14 protein-coding genes and 1 pseudogene are annotated in these 15,380 nt (G+C 43.2%); 11 read left to right on the top strand and 4 right to left on the bottom strand.

The genetic code is table 11. The features are described from left to right. Positions 1-87: 87 nt before the first annotated feature. Both ACMXYX_RS10635 and lexA read right to left on the bottom strand, forming a co-directional pair. Positions 88-546, bottom strand: coding sequence for a cell division inhibitor SulA (locus tag ACMXYX_RS10635; RefSeq protein WP_415905979.1), 459 nt, complete (start codon positions 544-546; stop codon positions 88-90). A 2-nt stretch (positions 547-548) separates the two neighbouring features. Next, positions 549-1,157 carry a transcriptional repressor LexA gene (gene lexA, locus ACMXYX_RS10630; RefSeq protein ID WP_415884649.1) on the bottom strand — a complete coding sequence of 203 codons (609 nt, stop codon included), beginning with the start codon at positions 1,155-1,157 and terminating at the stop codon, positions 549-551. Between the two features lie 144 nt (positions 1,158-1,301). On the opposite strand from lexA, the gene dinG reads away from it, so the two are divergent. The 5 genes and pseudogenes from dinG to sixA all read left to right on the top strand — a co-directional run bounded on the left by dinG (position 1,302) and on the right by sixA (position 6,791). Further along, on the top strand, positions 1,302-3,422 hold the full coding sequence (gene dinG, locus ACMXYX_RS10625; protein ID WP_415905978.1) for an ATP-dependent DNA helicase DinG: 2,121 nt from the start codon (positions 1,302-1,304) through the stop codon (positions 3,420-3,422). A gap of 11 nt (positions 3,423-3,433) precedes the next feature. Continuing rightward, positions 3,434-4,741: pseudogene (locus ACMXYX_RS10620) on the top strand (DEAD/DEAH box helicase); the annotation flags it as partial. Positions 4,742-5,066: 325 nt separating this feature from the next. Then, positions 5,067-5,291: a hypothetical protein gene (locus tag ACMXYX_RS10615; protein ID WP_415884097.1), complete on the top strand. Its 225-nt coding sequence runs from the start codon at positions 5,067-5,069 to the stop codon at positions 5,289-5,291. Between the two features lie 22 nt (positions 5,292-5,313). After that, the gene (locus ACMXYX_RS10610; RefSeq protein WP_415896469.1) at positions 5,314-6,342 is read left to right on the top strand and encodes an NAD(P)H-dependent glycerol-3-phosphate dehydrogenase; all 1,029 of its coding nucleotides are present in this window, start codon (positions 5,314-5,316) and stop codon (positions 6,340-6,342) included. Beyond that, positions 6,339-6,791: a phosphohistidine phosphatase SixA gene (gene sixA, locus ACMXYX_RS10605; RefSeq protein WP_415896468.1), complete on the top strand. Its 453-nt coding sequence runs from the start codon at positions 6,339-6,341 to the stop codon at positions 6,789-6,791. The genes ACMXYX_RS10610 and sixA overlap by 4 nt, the downstream gene beginning before the upstream one ends. Here sixA and ACMXYX_RS10600 read toward each other — a convergent pair. Further along, positions 6,774-8,555 carry a Wzy polymerase domain-containing protein gene (locus ACMXYX_RS10600; protein WP_415896467.1) on the bottom strand — a complete coding sequence of 594 codons (1,782 nt, stop codon included), beginning with the start codon at positions 8,553-8,555 and terminating at the stop codon, positions 6,774-6,776. The two genes, sixA and ACMXYX_RS10600, sit on opposite strands and share 18 nt — an antisense overlap. Before the next feature lie 96 nt (positions 8,556-8,651). On the opposite strand from ACMXYX_RS10600, the gene ACMXYX_RS10595 reads away from it, so the two are divergent. The 3 genes from ACMXYX_RS10595 (at position 8,652) to ACMXYX_RS10585 (ending at position 11,324) form a co-directional block, all read left to right on the top strand. Then, positions 8,652-9,497, top strand: coding sequence for an alpha/beta fold hydrolase (locus ACMXYX_RS10595; protein WP_415896466.1), 846 nt, complete (start codon positions 8,652-8,654; stop codon positions 9,495-9,497). 36 nt (positions 9,498-9,533) lie between these two features. Continuing rightward, positions 9,534-10,364: a DUF4892 domain-containing protein gene (locus ACMXYX_RS10590; RefSeq protein WP_415896465.1), complete on the top strand. Its 831-nt coding sequence runs from the start codon at positions 9,534-9,536 to the stop codon at positions 10,362-10,364. Positions 10,365-10,427: 63 nt separating this feature from the next. Then, entirely contained in the window at positions 10,428-11,324 is an 897-nt protein-coding gene (locus ACMXYX_RS10585; protein WP_415884103.1) for a patatin-like phospholipase family protein, read from the top strand. Here ACMXYX_RS10585 and ACMXYX_RS10580 read toward each other — a convergent pair whose 3' ends face one another. Continuing rightward, positions 11,325-11,876, bottom strand: a complete 552-nt coding sequence (locus ACMXYX_RS10580) for a Smr/MutS family protein (RefSeq protein ID WP_415896464.1) — start codon at positions 11,874-11,876, stop codon at positions 11,325-11,327. A gap of 65 nt (positions 11,877-11,941) precedes the next feature. Here ACMXYX_RS10580 and prmB point away from each other — a divergent pair, with 65 nt between their 5' ends. From prmB to ACMXYX_RS10565, 3 genes are all read left to right on the top strand, one after another. Next, complete coding sequence (prmB, locus tag ACMXYX_RS10575) at positions 11,942-12,871, top strand: 50S ribosomal protein L3 N(5)-glutamine methyltransferase (RefSeq protein ID WP_415884105.1); 930 nt, start codon at positions 11,942-11,944, stop codon at positions 12,869-12,871. A gap of 43 nt (positions 12,872-12,914) precedes the next feature. Then, positions 12,915-14,006, top strand: a complete 1,092-nt coding sequence (aroC, locus tag ACMXYX_RS10570) for a chorismate synthase (RefSeq protein ID WP_415884106.1) — start codon at positions 12,915-12,917, stop codon at positions 14,004-14,006. Positions 14,007-14,097: 91 nt separating this feature from the next. Further along, entirely contained in the window at positions 14,098-15,357 is a 1,260-nt protein-coding gene (locus ACMXYX_RS10565; protein ID WP_415884107.1) for a threonine/serine ThrE exporter family protein, read from the top strand. The last annotated feature ends 23 nt before the right edge of the window (positions 15,358-15,380 follow it).

The following is a 15,380-nucleotide window of genomic DNA, read 5'->3' as shown; positions in this document are numbered from 1 at the left end:
TCCGATAATGAGCTCCTTTCAGGTAAAGCTCATTATTGGGGTGATATTACTTCGGTTAGGCGCCCTTAACAAAACTAGAAAATACTTTTAGCTATGTTGACGGCGTCTAATTATAATTCCGTGACTTTGTCCTTTCTTAGCGGCACTTTCTAAGTCGTTAAACTCTTCATCATTTAAGTATCCAGGCCATGATATTACCGCGTGGCTAGTGCCTGTGCTTAGTGCCTGTTTAGCAAGCTCAAAGGTGCTATGCTTGTTATCTGGGTTGAGCAGAATGACTTTAGTCAGATCAATGCCTGCCTCAATCAGAAGGTTTTTTGGTAATAACACAGGTGGAGCAATCCACACAAACCAGCGATCATCCTGACTTAGTTGTGCAAGTAATGGCATCAACATTGGGATGTTAGAAAAATTCTCCTCTTGGACAACGATTTCAGTCATCGTACCTGCTAGCTGATTAGCTGGCTTTTGCTTGGTGAAAATCTTTTCATTTGCAGATGTGCTCTGCATGATTGGTGCAGTTTGGTTTGCGTGAAATGCCATCATGGTTAGTTACCTCTACGAATAACGCCGACGCTTAAACCTTCTATTGCCAGTGGTTGTTCGTTTAAATCCACTACAATCGGTTCAAACTCTTCGTTTTCAGCAATTAGATAAACGATGTTACCTTCGCGCTTAAAGCGTTTTACGGTGACCTCATCTTCTATTCGAGCGACTACAATCTGCCCATCCTTTGCTGTTTGGCATTGGTGTACTGCCAGTAGATCACCGTCCATGATGCCTACATCTTTCATACTGCTGCCTTTCACCCTTAATAGATAATCCGCCTTAGGGTGGAAGAAGTCAGAGGAGATTGTGCAGTGATCTTCAACATGCTCTTGAGCAAGTATTGGCGATCCTGCTGCTACCTGACCAACAATCGGTAGGCCGCTATTTTCCTCTTCCAATTCAGGTACTCTGATACCTCGTGAAGTACCCGGAATAATTTCGATAGCGCCTTTTTTTGCCAGCGCTTTTAAGTGTTCTTCAGCTGCATTGGCTGATTTAAACCCTAAATCGCGGGCAATATCTGCGCGAGTAGGTGGGTAGCCGGTATCGCCAATGTGACGCTTGATGCAATCCAGAACTTCCGTTTGTCGTTTAGTCAGCTTCATGATTATGTCTGTTTGTTTATACAGTATGTGTATTTTTATACAGTATTTTGGTTTTGTAAAGCAACTTATGTTTTTTTATACAGTATTTTTGTTATTAAACCTTCAGAACTGTTAGAATCGCGCCTAGATATTTTATGGATTACGGTTTTGTTAGATAAGCAGCTCAAGCAAACAATACAGCAGGCCTATAGTACTTTTCTCAATAACAGAGGATTGAAGTCTCGCTATGGCCAGAAGTTGATGATTGCGGAGGTTGCGAAAACTCTGGGTGCTATTACTGCCAATTCTGAGGGCGAGAGAACGAGTGGTCAGCATATCTGTGTTACTGAGGCTGGTACTGGTACGGGTAAGACGATGGCCTATCTTTTGGCTTCTGTCCCTATAGCCCAGCAACGAAAAAAGAAAGTCGTTGTTTCTACAGCAACAGTTGCTCTTCAAGAACAGCTGATTCTTAAAGACCTTCCACAGCTGATTAGCGATGCCGGAATCAATCTTACTTATGGTTTAGCTAAAGGCCGAGGACGATATTTTTGTATTTCCAATGCAGAGAAGATATTGGAGCAACAGAATGAATTAGGCCAAATTGCATTGTATGAAGATGAAGTGGCTCAAAAACTTCAGACCTCAGATATTGACGAGGTTAAATCTCTACTTAGTCACTATGCCTCGGGTGAGTGGGATGGCGATAGGGATGCTTTAAAGAATACAGTGCCTGATGCTGTTTGGCGGTTGTCTACTAGCGATCATATGCAGTGTACAAATCGTCGCTGCAGTAACTTTTCAATCTGTCCATTCTTTAAGGCGAGACAAGAATTGGATAAATGGGATCTGATAGTTGCCAACCACGATCTTGTTTTAGCTGATCTCTCTCTTGGAGGCGGCGCTATTCTGTCGCCGCCGGAAGATACCATCTATGTCTTTGATGAAGGCCATCACCTAGGCACTAAAACTACGGGGCATTTTTCTTATAGCTTACGTGTTAAATCCAGTATCCGTTGGATGAGTAAAGCAACACGCAGCCTCAATAAATTATTGAATGACGCGTCTGATCACATAGTACTTCGAAATTGTATCGAGAAGTTAGCTAACCCTTTTGCAGATATGGAAAATTCCTTGAAGGAAGTCCAACTTCTGTTAAATCAAATACTTGAAGATAAACTCCAAGGCCCAAGTGATCGCTATCGTTTTGCGCAAGGTATGATTCCTGAACCTTTACAGTTGTCCTTTCATAATTTTGCTCAGGCTGCTGAGAGAGTCGTTTTAAAATTTGAGCAGATTGTTGATCTTCTGAAAGAAGGAATGGATGGTGAGTTAGCGGATCCGCCCCTAGCTATCTGTGAAGCTTGGTATCCGCAGATGGGAGTGCTTTTATCCCGTATGCAATCGATGTATTGGTTAGCTAAGTCTTACGCTGCATCTGATTCGACAACAGGACTGCCGACGGCACGCTGGATCGTTAAAGTAGATGGTAATGATGGCATTGATATTGAGTGTTGCAGTAGCCCGGTGTCTGCGGCGGAAACCTTGCAAGAGCACCTCTGGAAAAACTGCTACGGTGCCGTTATCACTTCGGCAACGTTAACCGCACTAGGACGTTTTGATCGACTGTATGCTGATCTTGGCATACCTACTGATAGTCCTTGTAATATCTTTATGAGCCCATTTGATTTCCAAAATGCGGCTGAATTGCATGTGCCTGCGATGAAGACCGATCCTGGTAATCCTGATGATCATAATGAAGAGATATCGGCAATGTTATTGCCTATGTTGGAGCCGGGCAGTGCATCCTTGGTGTTATTTAGCTCATGGCGTCAGATGCGGTATGTTCTTGAGCGTATGCCTGCTAGTATATCAGCAGATATTCTTGTGCAAGGCGAACTTGCAAAGCATGAAATTTTGCGACAACACAGAGAGCGTATCGATGCTAGCAAACCAAGTATTATTTTTGGTTTAGCTTCTTTTGCTGAGGGTGTAGATTTACCTGGTGATTACCTTAAGCATGTAATTATCACTAAGTTGCCATTTGGGGTCCCGGATGATCCAGTTGAGGCAACTTATGGTGAATGGTTAGAATCTCAAGGGCGTAACCCTTTTCAAGAATGGGTTATCCCCATGGCATCAATGCGTCTCACTCAGGCTACAGGGCGTTTATTACGAACTGAGAGCGATAGCGGCAAAATAACATTGCTTGATCGACGGTTTATTACCCGTCGTTATGGAAAGCAGCTCTTAGCCGCTTTACCGCCTTATCGGCGAAATTTTTCTTAGGAATTGTTGAATTGAGTACAGAAAATAAATCAGTTGAGCAGACTGAAAGTGCTAACAAAAAAAGAAATTCATCTGCACGTAAGCCTCAACGACGTCGTCGTTACAACAACCGCTCTAAAGCTGCGTCTTGGAACCCAGAACAATTCGTCGTGCCTGAGGCAGAAGGTAAAAAGCGTTTCTTAGATTTTAATCTGCCGGATGACGTCCTTCATGCGGTTTATGACCTTAAATTTGAATACTGCACAGGGATCCAAGCTGAAACTATTCCTGCTGCACTCGCGGGCAAAGATATCATTGGTAAAGCGCAGACTGGTACCGGTAAAACTGCAGCTTTCCTTCTGGGTATTGTTACGGATTTGATTGACTACCCGTTAGACGAGAAACCTCGTTTAGCAGAACCTCGAGCTTTGGTCGTTGCACCTACGCGCGAGCTTGCACTGCAAATTGCTGAAGACGCAAAAGGCCTAGCGAAGTACACAGGTTTACATATTGTTAGCCTTGTTGGCGGTATGGATTATGAAAAGCAGCGCCAAAATCTGAAACGTAAGCCAGTTGATATCTTAGTCGCTACGCCAGGTCGATTGATCGACTTCATCAATCGAAAGGATGTCGATCTATGGAATGTTGAGGTGCTTGTTCTTGATGAAGCCGACCGCATGCTGAGCATGGGCTTTATCCCCGATGTAAGAACTATTGTCCGTAACACACCGCGTAAAGGTAGTGATCGACAGACACTACTTTACAGTGCAACGTTTACGGATGAAGTACTTAACCTTGCAGAGCAGTGGACTTTGGATGCGGTTAAAATCGAGATCGCACCAGAAATTAAAACGACGGACAATGTTAGTCAGACCGTTTATTTAGTCTCTGGCGAGCAAAAGTACCGTTTGCTTCGTAATTACATGGATAAGGATCACGCGGAAAAGGTTATCGTTTTTGGTAACCGCCGTGATGAGACGCGTAAGCTAGCAGACCGTCTATGTAAAGATGGAATTAAAGCTGCGCTTATGTCAGGTGAAATTCCACAGCAAAAACGCGTAAAAACGTTAGAAGATTTCCGCAGCGGTAAAATTCAGGTGCTAGTTGCGACCGATGTCGCAGGTCGTGGTATCCACATTGATGGTGTTACTCACGTATTTAACTATCAGCTGCCAGAAGACCCTGATGACTATGTTCACCGCATAGGTCGTACAGGTCGTGCCGGTGCCACAGGTGCATCAATCTGTTTCGCTTGTGAAGATGATTCCTTCCTTATTCCAGAAATTGAAGCTGAAACAGGTGTTAAGCTGGAATGTGTTCACCCTGAAGCCGAGCTTTTAGCTGAGCCTAAGTCTGCTGTTTCTGAACCCGCAATGGAAGAAGCACCTGAAACTACTGCTGAAGCTCCTGTTACAGAGACAGAGGGCGAAGAATCAAACGTAGAACAAGCACCGATTGACGAAGCAGAGCTTGAAGAGAAAAAGGTTGAAGAAACTGGCGAAGATAAAACGGCTGAAGTAACGCCTGAAGCTGTTCAGGAACCAAACGCTGACCTAGTGGAAGAAAAAACAAACGAAGACGTAGCTGATGAAAGTGCGGTTGAGCCTGTTGCAGCTGATGAACCTTCGGTTGAGACAGTAATTAACCCTGAAAGTGATGTTGAAAGTGACAGATCAGGACAAACACAAAACTAATCGTATCGCCTCTATTGCTGCAGTTGTTTTCAGCGCAGTCATTGCAGCTTTAGGTGTGGCAGGTTATCAGCGCACGGAAGATCCATTGCAGCTTATGCTTTTTTTAGGCTTGGCTGCTTTGGGCTATCTAATCGTGATTTACCTGTTTAAAGGCGTTAATAAAGTCCTAGATAGTATGGACGATTCGGAAAAATAGTTGGTAGAAGCGAAATTTATCTATGTCTGATATTCGTAAGGTTGCAGTGCTAGGGGCTGGTAGCTTTGGCACGGTGATAGCGAACATTGTCGCTGATAATGGTCATAAAGTTAGTTTGTGGTTACGTGATCAGGAAAGAGCTGATCATATAAACGAGTTCCATGAAAATCCTCGTTACCTTCCTGACTACCAACTCTCTAAAAATATTACGGCATCTTGTTCGTTAGAAGATGTTCTCCTTGATGCAGAACTGGTTTTTGTCTCTATTCCGAGTCAGTCCTTTAGGCAAGTGATTAAGCAGGCTAAGCCTTGGTTAAAGCCGGAGCAGATGCTTGTAAGTACAACTAAGGGGATTGAGGCTAAGACATTTAGCTTGATGAGCGAGATCCTGACAGAAGAAGTGCCTGATGCTCGTATTGGCGTCTTAAGTGGACCTAATCTGGCAAAAGAGGTGGCTGCTAAACAGTTAACTGCAACGGTAATTGCTAGTGATTCAGCAGATGTTAGAACACTCGTTCAGGATATCCTGCATAGCTCTTATTTTCGTGTTTATGCTAGCTCCGATACTTACGGTGTAGAGCTTGGTGGCACGCTGAAGAATATTTATGCGATTGCGGCGGGTTTGAGTGCTGCACTTGGTATGGGTGAAAACACCAAGAGTATGTTAATGACACGTAGCTTGGCTGAAATGAGTCGATTTGCGGTGTGCATGGGTGCAAACCCCATGACATTTATTGGTCTTGCAGGTGTTGGTGATTTGATTGTGACCTGTATGTCGCCTTTAAGTCGTAACTACCGCGTTGGATATGCCTTAGGTGAGGGCAAAACCTTAGATGAAGCGGTTGAGGCTTTAGGGCAAGTTGCCGAAGGTGTTAACACGATTAAACACGTCAAAGAAAAAGCTGCTGCAATGGGTGTTTATATGCCTCTTGTTGCAGGTTTATATGAAGTTGTTTTTAACCATGCACCTGTCGCGCAAGTTGTAAAAATGCTGATGATGAGCGAGCAGAGTACTGATGTTGAATTTGTCTTGCCTAGAGAAGGCGAATGAATTTCTTCTTAATGCGGCATGGTGAAGCCGAGTTTTTTGCTGAATCTGATGCACAGCGTAAACTAACGCCTGAGGGCGTGGAAAGGCTCAGGTCAAGATTGAAGACAGCTGTATCTTATCTCAAAGGCGTGGATTGTGTTATTCATAGCCCTTATGTCAGAGCCTGTCAGACTGCGGAAATAGTTAATCAGCAGTTAGGTGGGGTTGAGCAGTTTATTTCGGAGCTGTGGACGCCAGAATCTGATCCTGCGAATGCTTTAGCCTTTCTAGAGAACTTTGAAAATCGTTGCCCACTCGTGGTTACGCATATGCCCTTAATCTCTTATGTAGAGGCTATATGTTGTGAAGGGAATGCTTATAACCCTGCGGCATTTAATTGTGGTGAAATAGCCCAACTGGAAGCTGATTGGCCAGCAGCTGGGCTTGGGTGTTTAGTTCGACGTATCTAACTGTTTGGTAGCGCCACTACTATTTTTATCCTTAAGATCTTTTTGCATAAACTGCTGGTTAAGCTGCTGCAGATCTAAATTATTCAGATAAGTACTCATCGCAATTTTCATTATCTTATCACGCTCATTATTACGATTCGTATAGTCATAGGCGATGGCTAAGTTTCTGTAGTAGATCAAAGCCGGATTAACCTTAATTTGCTCTTCAGCCCAATTCGCGTAAGTAATTGCATGTTTAGGGTTGTTTTGCGAAATACCCATAAACATATTATTCCTCAGAATTAAAAAGCTTGTGTAATCTTCGAAATATGAAGATTTAATTGATGATTGAAGTAAAGCAGGATTTTTTTGTCCGCTCTTAAAGTAGTTCAGTATCCCTGCATTTCCCACTTGCGCTTGAACTAGGCTGTTTGTTGAAACTAATGCAATGATCGTAGTGCTAATAGGTATTGTTCGGCGAGCAGTTAATGATAACCCTCTCATTGAGTATGTTTTTTTACTGAATTGATGAACTAGAAACAGTAAAACGAGTAGTAGGAACCAAGGTGTATTTGAAATGTAAAAAGGTAGCTCTACTTGTGTGTGTAATGTTATAGGAACAAGTAGTGCCGCATAACCGAAGCCTCTTTGCCAACCTAACCGAATTAATTGTATAAATGTATACAAGCTCGCTGCAATTATGCCAACGATTGCGAAGCTTCCCCCTTCAATTAGCCAGAAGATAAATTCATTATGTGGGTGGCCAAATTTCGGGGACTTACCTAGGTTGTGTATTCCTTTTTCTTGGTGGTCCGCTCTTTTATCTTGGAATACTTTCTGAAAACTACCTAGGCCATGCCCGAAGATTGGAGCTTCTGTGTATAGCTCCCAAGACATTTCGTAAATGCTCCATCTGATATCTTGCCCCATTATTCGATCAAACTTTTTAGTAGTAGAACCAAGACCCTGGCTTCCTAAAAATCCACCAATGAGCGCACTTATCAATACACTGATAAAAATTGTTTTTGATGCTGCAAAAATTTTCCAACGGCCAATAACTAATAATGTTAAAGCAATTGTGACGCCTAGCACGCCCACCCTTGAGCCACTAATTGCTATGTTATAACTGGATGCTAACGCAGCTAAATGTAATGCAATAATAATTATGGGGTGGAGGCTTCTGCATGCTGGGCGACTTATAAGATAAAACACCAAAGTTAATGTGGTAGCCATCATTGCAGCTTGAACATTAACTTGCTGAAAAATGCCTATAGCGATTGTTTTATTTGTTTTGGGGACAATGTTGAACAAAAGAGGAATGTCGAGAACTTGAACTATCCCATAAAAGGCCGCAATAAGCCCCATAGATAAGAGAATATATAGGCTTCTTTCTAGTTGCTTAGCATTCAATTTAAATTGGAATAGCGCTATGAAAAATACATATCCACCACTGATAACTAAAAGCCTAACTAGCCACTCTGTGGGATTGTTATTGTCTGCTATATAGCTGGTTATAACGGCACCTAAGGGCAATAGAGCTAAGGGAAACCAAAACTTAGGCAAAACCAGTTGTTGTGTTTTGAAAACGATATAACTTGCTGCGGCGATAATCCAGCAGGCTACTATCCATAATGAGCTATTATGGGGAATATTTAAGCCTTCACCGCCTAAATTGGGTTGATAATAAAAAGGAGCAATTAGAAACATTAAGCCAAACAGTACAAAAAAGACTTTTTGTGGCTTTTTGAGGGAAGGATCCTTTTCCAGTTCAAGTCGTAGAGTCATGTTTCGCTAGTTCCAATTACTTTCTTTAGCTGAGATCTTATCGTAATTTCGGTTTATAGTACCTAACTGATTATCGTTAATAGTGTTTTTCTACCTATGTTCAAAAAAGTTAGCTTCAATATACAGATTCCTGGTTATACCGTAGCAGTCATTGAATTTGGAGATCCTAATGGCACTCCAGTGGTTGCATTACATGGTTGGTTGGATAATGCAGCTAGTTTTTATTGCCTAGCGAAAAATCTCAAAGGTATAAGGTTAATAGCAATAGATTTAATTGGTCATGGGCGTTCAGACCATCGACCAGATGTAATGCCTTATTATATTTGGGATAACGTTACTGATCTTTGCGCGGTTTTAGACGCGCTTTCGATTAAGAAAGTAAGTCTTATTGGGCATTCGATGGGGGCGAGTATTGCGATGCTATTTGCTGGAGCCTTTCCTGAAAGGGTTGAGCGTTTAATGTTGATAGAGGGTTTGGCACCGCTGTTCTATGAAGAGGAATATTTACCTCAGTTATTTGCTGATGCCGTTATTAAGCGCAGCAAGATGGTTGCTAAAACGTTACGTCCTTATGCATGCTACGAAGATGCAATTCAAGCGCGTATTAATGGTCGTTGGCCAGTTTCTAGAGAAGCGGCTGAGGCTTTGTTAGAACGAGGGCTATCAAAAACAGAGAGGGGCTATATTTGGAGTAATGATCCAAAATTGATGATGCCATCATTGGTTCGATTTAGTTTTTCACAGATCTCGTCTTTTATTAAATCCGTAAAATCAGAAGCTATAGTTATAAGAGGGTCGAGTGGTGCAGCAGATAGCATCATTAACCCTTGGTTAGGTGATTTCTTTCATGCTGAAGTGATTGATATGGAAGGAGGGCATCATTTGCACTTAGAGCCTCATCCAGCGAAATTGTTAGCTGAACGTATTAATCAATGGGCCTAAACTCTATTATTGGCTTTACGTTTTCAGGAGTATTGAATGCGTTTTTTAGTACCTTGTTTGTTTTTAATTTTATCAATGAATGTTCAGTCTGCTTCCGATGTTAGAGGAAGTCGTGACTATGGCTTATTTGAGCGCTTTCCTCGATCTACCATTGTTCAGTATAAAGAGATAGAAAACGCGGATTATCGTTTCGTTTTGGGCGGCTTGGAGAAAATTAATGGCGTTATTGCCCCTGAAAAAGAAGAGCGTTTAAACGGTAAATTGTTTCAACTGACCTACCGCATTCCTCAAAATCATTCCTCCGGTGAAGCATTCCAATTTTTCTCAGCGCAGTTAGAGGAGCAGGGAGCAGTCGAGCAATTTAATTGTCAGGGGCGGGCATGCGGTAGCAGTAATCAATGGGCGAATACCATTTTTAAGTATTCGAGATTATACGGTATTGACACCACTCAACGAGTAGCTAGCTTCAAGCTTAATCAACGTTACTTCGCTTTGTATTCAGTCCAGAGAGGCAACAAAAAAGTTTATTTACGATTAGATGTTTTGGAAATGGCTTCTGATCGTTCTGTTTCAGATAAGAGTGAGTTGGTTCAAGAGTATGTTGATACTGACGAAGGCTTCCAAAAACTTTTAGCCTTCATTCAAAATACACCTAAGCAAAAAATTTGGATTGTTTCTGCCGATTTTACAGCTGGTTCCTATCAGGAAAAACTTAATAGCGCCCTGGAACAGGGTAATCAGTTAAAAGCGAAGTTAATCACTAATGGCGTTTTGGCTCAGCAAGTGAATGTACACCCCGTTGGAGCTTTTGGAACAAAGTCAAAAACGGGTGATGTAACAATCATGATTTATAAAGAAGAGCTTTAATAAGCTCAAAGGAGATCGAACGCTAACTTAATTTTCCTGGCTTTCAGTGCTTAGGAGGTCATTATGGCAACAGTCTCATTAGTTCTTGGTAGTGGTGGAGCGAGAGGATATGCCCATATCGGAGCGATTGAAGAGATAGAGCGTCGAGGATATGAGATCGTATCTATCTCAGGAAGCTCAATGGGTGCCTTAGTGGGAGGAATGCACGCTGCCGGGAAATTAAACGAATATAAAGAGTGGGTAACCAGCCTCAACTGGATGAGAGTGGTTAGGTTATTAGATTTTACCCTGTCACGAGGGGCTATTCGTGGCGACAAAATATTTGTGCAGTTGGCTGAAATTTTAGGTTCGCCTAATATCGAAAATTTTGAGATTGATTTTACAGCTGTGGCTGCTGATATAGCTCATCAAAAAGAAGTTTGGTACCAAAAAGGCCCACTACTTGACGCCATTCGTGCGTCCGTTGCTGTTCCAGGTTTATTTACTCCCGTCGTCAAAGAGGGGAGAGTGCTGGTTGATGGTGGTATACTAAACCCTCTTCCAATCATCCCCGTTGTTGCTGCTCAAGCTGATCTTATTATTGCGGTAGATTTGAATACAGGGGATTCAAACCATAGTCATTTGCAGCTACCAAGTAATCAGTACTTAAAACGCAGCGGTATGAGTGATGAATGGCATATGCTGGATGCGAATGCTGCTGAAGGCAGTGAAGAGGTTACTGCCGATCAGCCGACAGAGATCGGGGGGCGTATGGATGTCCTACTTAACTCTGTGGAGGTGATGCAGGCGAGTTTAGCTGAATATAAAATTGCCGGTTACCCGCCTGATTTACTTGTGCGTATTCCTAAAGACCTATGTAGCTTTTATGAGTTTCATCGTGCAACAGAGGCCATCGAGTATGGGCGGCTTGCAACGCGAGATAGATTGGAAGCGTTAGAAAACGGTGATCCGATCAATTAGCTATTTATCGCGTTTAAGCAAAACGTAAAGGGCTCCTGCGCCGCCATCTTTTGCCTGTGCGGAACAGAATGCGAGTACTCCGTTTAGGCGTTTTAACCACTCGTTAACGTAAGACTTGATCATTGCCTGCTGGCTTTCTGATGAATGCGCTTTGCCGTGCACGACAATGACGCATCTCGCTTTGTTTCTTCTCGCTTCAAAAATAAATTTACTGAGCTGATCGCGGGCTTGATCAACTGTGTATCCGTGAAGATCTAAACCCTGTTCCCAAGGGATATGCCCTTGTTTCAGGCGTTTTAGAACACGAAACTGTACCCCAGGGTTCGCAAATAAAAGCTCCTCGCTTGATTCCACCAGCTCCACTGCTTCATCGGATAAACCATCGATGACCTTATCTTCCTGCTGAATAGCAGCTTGGCGACGGTATTGCTTGTTATGAAGATCACTCTTTGATCTCTTTATTTGAGTATCAGCTTTGTCGTGCTTATGGCGGGTTACGCCCTCCATTGCAGACATAAAATCGATGTCTTCATTCTCACGGGGGTCTTTCATGGTGTTCCTGTGCGAGTTTTATTAATATTGCCCTTTAAATTTAACAAAATATCGGTCCAGACTGAATGAGCCAGCAAGCTTTAACTTCAAACTCTATTACTAACCAGTTGCACAGCTTACGCGATTACATCCGTTATGCGATGAGTCAATTTGCGCAACATAAGGTCTATTTCGGTCATGGCACTGATAATGCGTGGGATGAGGCCACTCAGCTCGTATTAGGTGCAGTTTATCTTCCATGGGATGTTAACTCTGCAGTTTTAGATGGTCGCCTTACTGAGGAAGAAAAAGAGCGGGTCATCTCTTTTATTCATCAACGCGCAGTAGAGCGTAGACCCTTGCCTTACATTATTGGCGAATCTTGGTTCTGCTCATTACCTTTCTTTGTCGATGAGAGAGTGCTAATTCCGCGATCACCTATTGCTGAGTTGATTGAGAATCAATTTAGTCCATGGCTGCGAGACGGTCCGGTTGAACGTGTTTTGGACCTCTGTACAGGTAGTGGTTGTATTGGTTTAGCTTGTGCTTATGCCTTCGAAGAAGCGGAAGTTGATTTGGCCGATATCTCTTCTGATGCTATCGATGTTTCTAACATCAATATAGCGAAACATGAAATGGGTGATCGTGTTCAAGCTATTGAAAGTGATCTGTTTTCTAACTTACAGGGTAAGAAGTATGATCTGATTGTGAGTAATCCTCCTTACGTGGACGAAAGCGATTTGGCTTCAATGCCGGAGGAATACGATCATGAGCCAGAACTAGCGTTGGGTTCTGGCCCTGATGGATTGGATATTACACGTCAGATTCTTGCGCAAGCAAATGATTATCTAACTGAAGATGGCCTTTTGGTGGTTGAGGTAGGTAATAGTGAAGTGCATATGATGGAGAAATACCCACAGATTCCGGTCATTTGGTTAGAGTTTGAACGCGGCGGTAATGGTGTGTTTGCGATTACTGCTAAGGAACTGCGCCAACATCGGGATTGTTTGGTATAATCCCGCCCTGAATTTTTAAGAACGTTTTGGATGGAATACTGCGATGTCAGGAAATAGTTACGGTAAGCTGTTTACAGTCACTACATTTGGTGAGAGCCACGGTAAGGCTCTTGGCTGTATTGTTGATGGTTGCCCTCCAGGCATCGAGCTTTCTGAAGCTGACCTACAGTTAGATTTAGACCGCCGTAAGCCAGGTACTTCTCGTCATACAACTCAGCGCCGTGAAGCTGATGAAGTAGAGATTTTATCAGGTGTTTTCGAAGGTAAAACTACTGGTACACCAATTGGCTTGCTGATCAAAAACACCGATCAACGTTCTAAAGATTACTCCAATATCGAAGAGACGTTCCGTCCAGCCCATGCTGACTACGTTTACACGCATAAATATGGTTTCCGTGATTATCGTGGTGGCGGCCGTTCATCTGCGCGTGAAACTGCTATGCGTGTTGCAGCAGGTGCTATTGCGAAAAAGTATCTAGCGTCTAAAGGTATCGAAGTTAAAGGTTACCTATCTCAATTAGGTCCGATTGCAATTAACGAAGCTAACTTCGATTGGAATGAAGTACCTAACAATCCATTCTTCTCTCCAGATGCCGAAGCTGTGTCTGAGATGGAAACTTATATGGATGCGCTTCGAAAAGAGGGTAACTCTGTAGGTGCTAAAATCTCTGTAGTGGCTTCAGGCGCACCTGTTGGTTTAGGTGAGCCGATTTTCGATCGACTTGATGCTGACCTTGCTCATGCGTTGATGAGCATCAACGCTGTAAAAGGTGTTGAGATTGGTGATGGATTTGATTGTGTCTCACAGAAAGGCACGGAGCACAGGGATGAGATGACGCCTGAAGGTTTCTTGTCGAATCATTCGGGTGGTATCTTAGGTGGTTTATCTACAGGTCAAGATATCGTTGCGCATATTGCCTTGAAACCGACTTCTAGTTTGCGTCTGCCGGGCCGTAGTATTAATAGTCGCGGTGAAGAGATTGAAGTTGTGACGAAAGGTCGTCATGACCCTTGCGTGGGTATTCGAGCAACACCAATTGCCGAAGCGATGATGGCAATTGTGTTGATGGATCACTTACTCCGTGATCGAGCACAAAACGCAGATGTTAAATCTGAGATACCTGTTATCACCTGATATTAAAATTCGCCAATCGAATCTAGGAAAGGATAAATTAGCGATAATTTATCCTTTTTTGTTTTAGGGCTATAGAGGATTCAAAGCCGTTATGTCGTTTGATCTACTTGATCATTACTCATTAGATAAACAGCCAAACTTTCCGCCAAGAACCTTGCCGGTGGGTTTTATGCTGCGCTTAGCCAAAGCTCTGCACACCTATGGGATGACGGCTTATGAGCTAGAAAATACGATGAAACGAGTGGGTGAGACCCTTGGTTTTGGTGTTCAGTGTTTAGCGCAGCCTACAAACCTTATAATGAGCTTCTCACACCCAGAAGAGCCTGAGCCTAAAACCTATGTTTTCCGTGTAGATCAAGGCGAAGTAAACCTTGAGAGGCAGATCCAAGTAAATACGGTGGTTCGGGATGTCATGTCTGAATCTATCAAGGTGTCAGAAGGTGCTCATCAACTTAAAGCTATTTCTAACTCAGGTGCAAGGTTTGGCGTTAAAGGTCAGATGGCTGGATTTGCGTTGCTATCAGCAGGTATCGCTCACCTTTTAGGGGGTGCTGTAGCTGAGATGCTGGTGGCTTTTTTTATCGGCATGCTCACAGCACTTATCGCGGTTAAATTTTTAAAAACTGATTCACTTAAATATCTATTTCCGACGTTATCGGCGATTTTGTCGGCTTTAGTGGCCAATTTTGTTGCTAGTTTAGGGTGGCTGTCATCTCCCTATATTGCAACAGTTGCAGGGGTGATTGTGTTAGTCCCCGGTTTGCCGTTGACCACTGCAGTAGCAGAGTTGGCTCGGCAAAATATGGTTTCGGGCACAGCACGATTGGTTTATGCCGGTACTATATTCTTACAGATAGGCTTTGGCGTAGCCATTGGTAATGCTATTGGAACAGGCTTGTTTCCAGCACAACCTGTGACCTTTGAATGGTATCTGCCTGACTGGAGTCTATGGCTATCAATCGCCTATGCAGGCATCGGGCTGTGCTTTCTTTTCCAGAGCCGTCCAGTTGATATGCATTGGGTGGTACTAGGTGGTTGTATTGCTTTTGCAGCAACCTGGTATGGGGCTCAGCTATTTGGTCAGGTCTTAGGTGCTTTTATTGGCGCATTTATTACAGGCTTGGTAGCGAACTTGTTTGAGCGTATTTCAGGGATTACCCGAGCGGTCATGTTAATGCCGGGTATTATCTTACTGGTACCGGGAAGTGTTGGTTTTCAGAGCCTCTCCCTTATGGTTGAAAAGAATGTGCTTGAAGGGATCGATACGGCATTTAGCATGAGCTTTGTTGCTATCGCGCTGGTGACAGGGTTGCTGTTTTCCTCATTAATTCTTCCCCCTAAAGAGCTGTGATGGCGAAGGGTTAACCTCCGGGA

The organism is Neptuniibacter sp. QD72_48, from assembly GCF_047778065.1.
Classification (GTDB): domain Bacteria; phylum Pseudomonadota; class Gammaproteobacteria; order Pseudomonadales; family Balneatricaceae; genus Neptuniibacter.
The sequence above is the reverse complement of the archived record's forward strand: the minus strand, read 5'-3'. Positions and strand labels throughout refer to the sequence as shown.

Coding starts and splice junctions, on each gene's coding strand:
- ACMXYX_RS10635 (WP_415905979.1), bottom strand. CDS start 546: ATGATGGCATTTCACGCAAACCAAACTGCACCAATCATGCAGAGCACA.
- ACMXYX_RS10610 (WP_415896469.1), top strand. CDS start 5,314: ATGTCTGATATTCGTAAGGTTGCAGTGCTAGGGGCTGGTAGCTTTGGC.
- sixA (WP_415896468.1), top strand. CDS start 6,339: ATGAATTTCTTCTTAATGCGGCATGGTGAAGCCGAGTTTTTTGCTGAA.
- ACMXYX_RS10600 (WP_415896467.1), bottom strand. CDS start 8,555: ATGACTCTACGACTTGAACTGGAAAAGGATCCTTCCCTCAAAAAGCCA.
- ACMXYX_RS10595 (WP_415896466.1), top strand. CDS start 8,652: ATGTTCAAAAAAGTTAGCTTCAATATACAGATTCCTGGTTATACCGTA.
- ACMXYX_RS10590 (WP_415896465.1), top strand. CDS start 9,534: ATGCGTTTTTTAGTACCTTGTTTGTTTTTAATTTTATCAATGAATGTT.
- ACMXYX_RS10585 (WP_415884103.1), top strand. CDS start 10,428: ATGGCAACAGTCTCATTAGTTCTTGGTAGTGGTGGAGCGAGAGGATAT.
- ACMXYX_RS10580 (WP_415896464.1), bottom strand. CDS start 11,876: ATGAAAGACCCCCGTGAGAATGAAGACATCGATTTTATGTCTGCAATG.
- prmB (WP_415884105.1), top strand. CDS start 11,942: ATGAGCCAGCAAGCTTTAACTTCAAACTCTATTACTAACCAGTTGCAC.
- aroC (WP_415884106.1), top strand. CDS start 12,915: ATGTCAGGAAATAGTTACGGTAAGCTGTTTACAGTCACTACATTTGGT.
- ACMXYX_RS10565 (WP_415884107.1), top strand. CDS start 14,098: ATGTCGTTTGATCTACTTGATCATTACTCATTAGATAAACAGCCAAAC.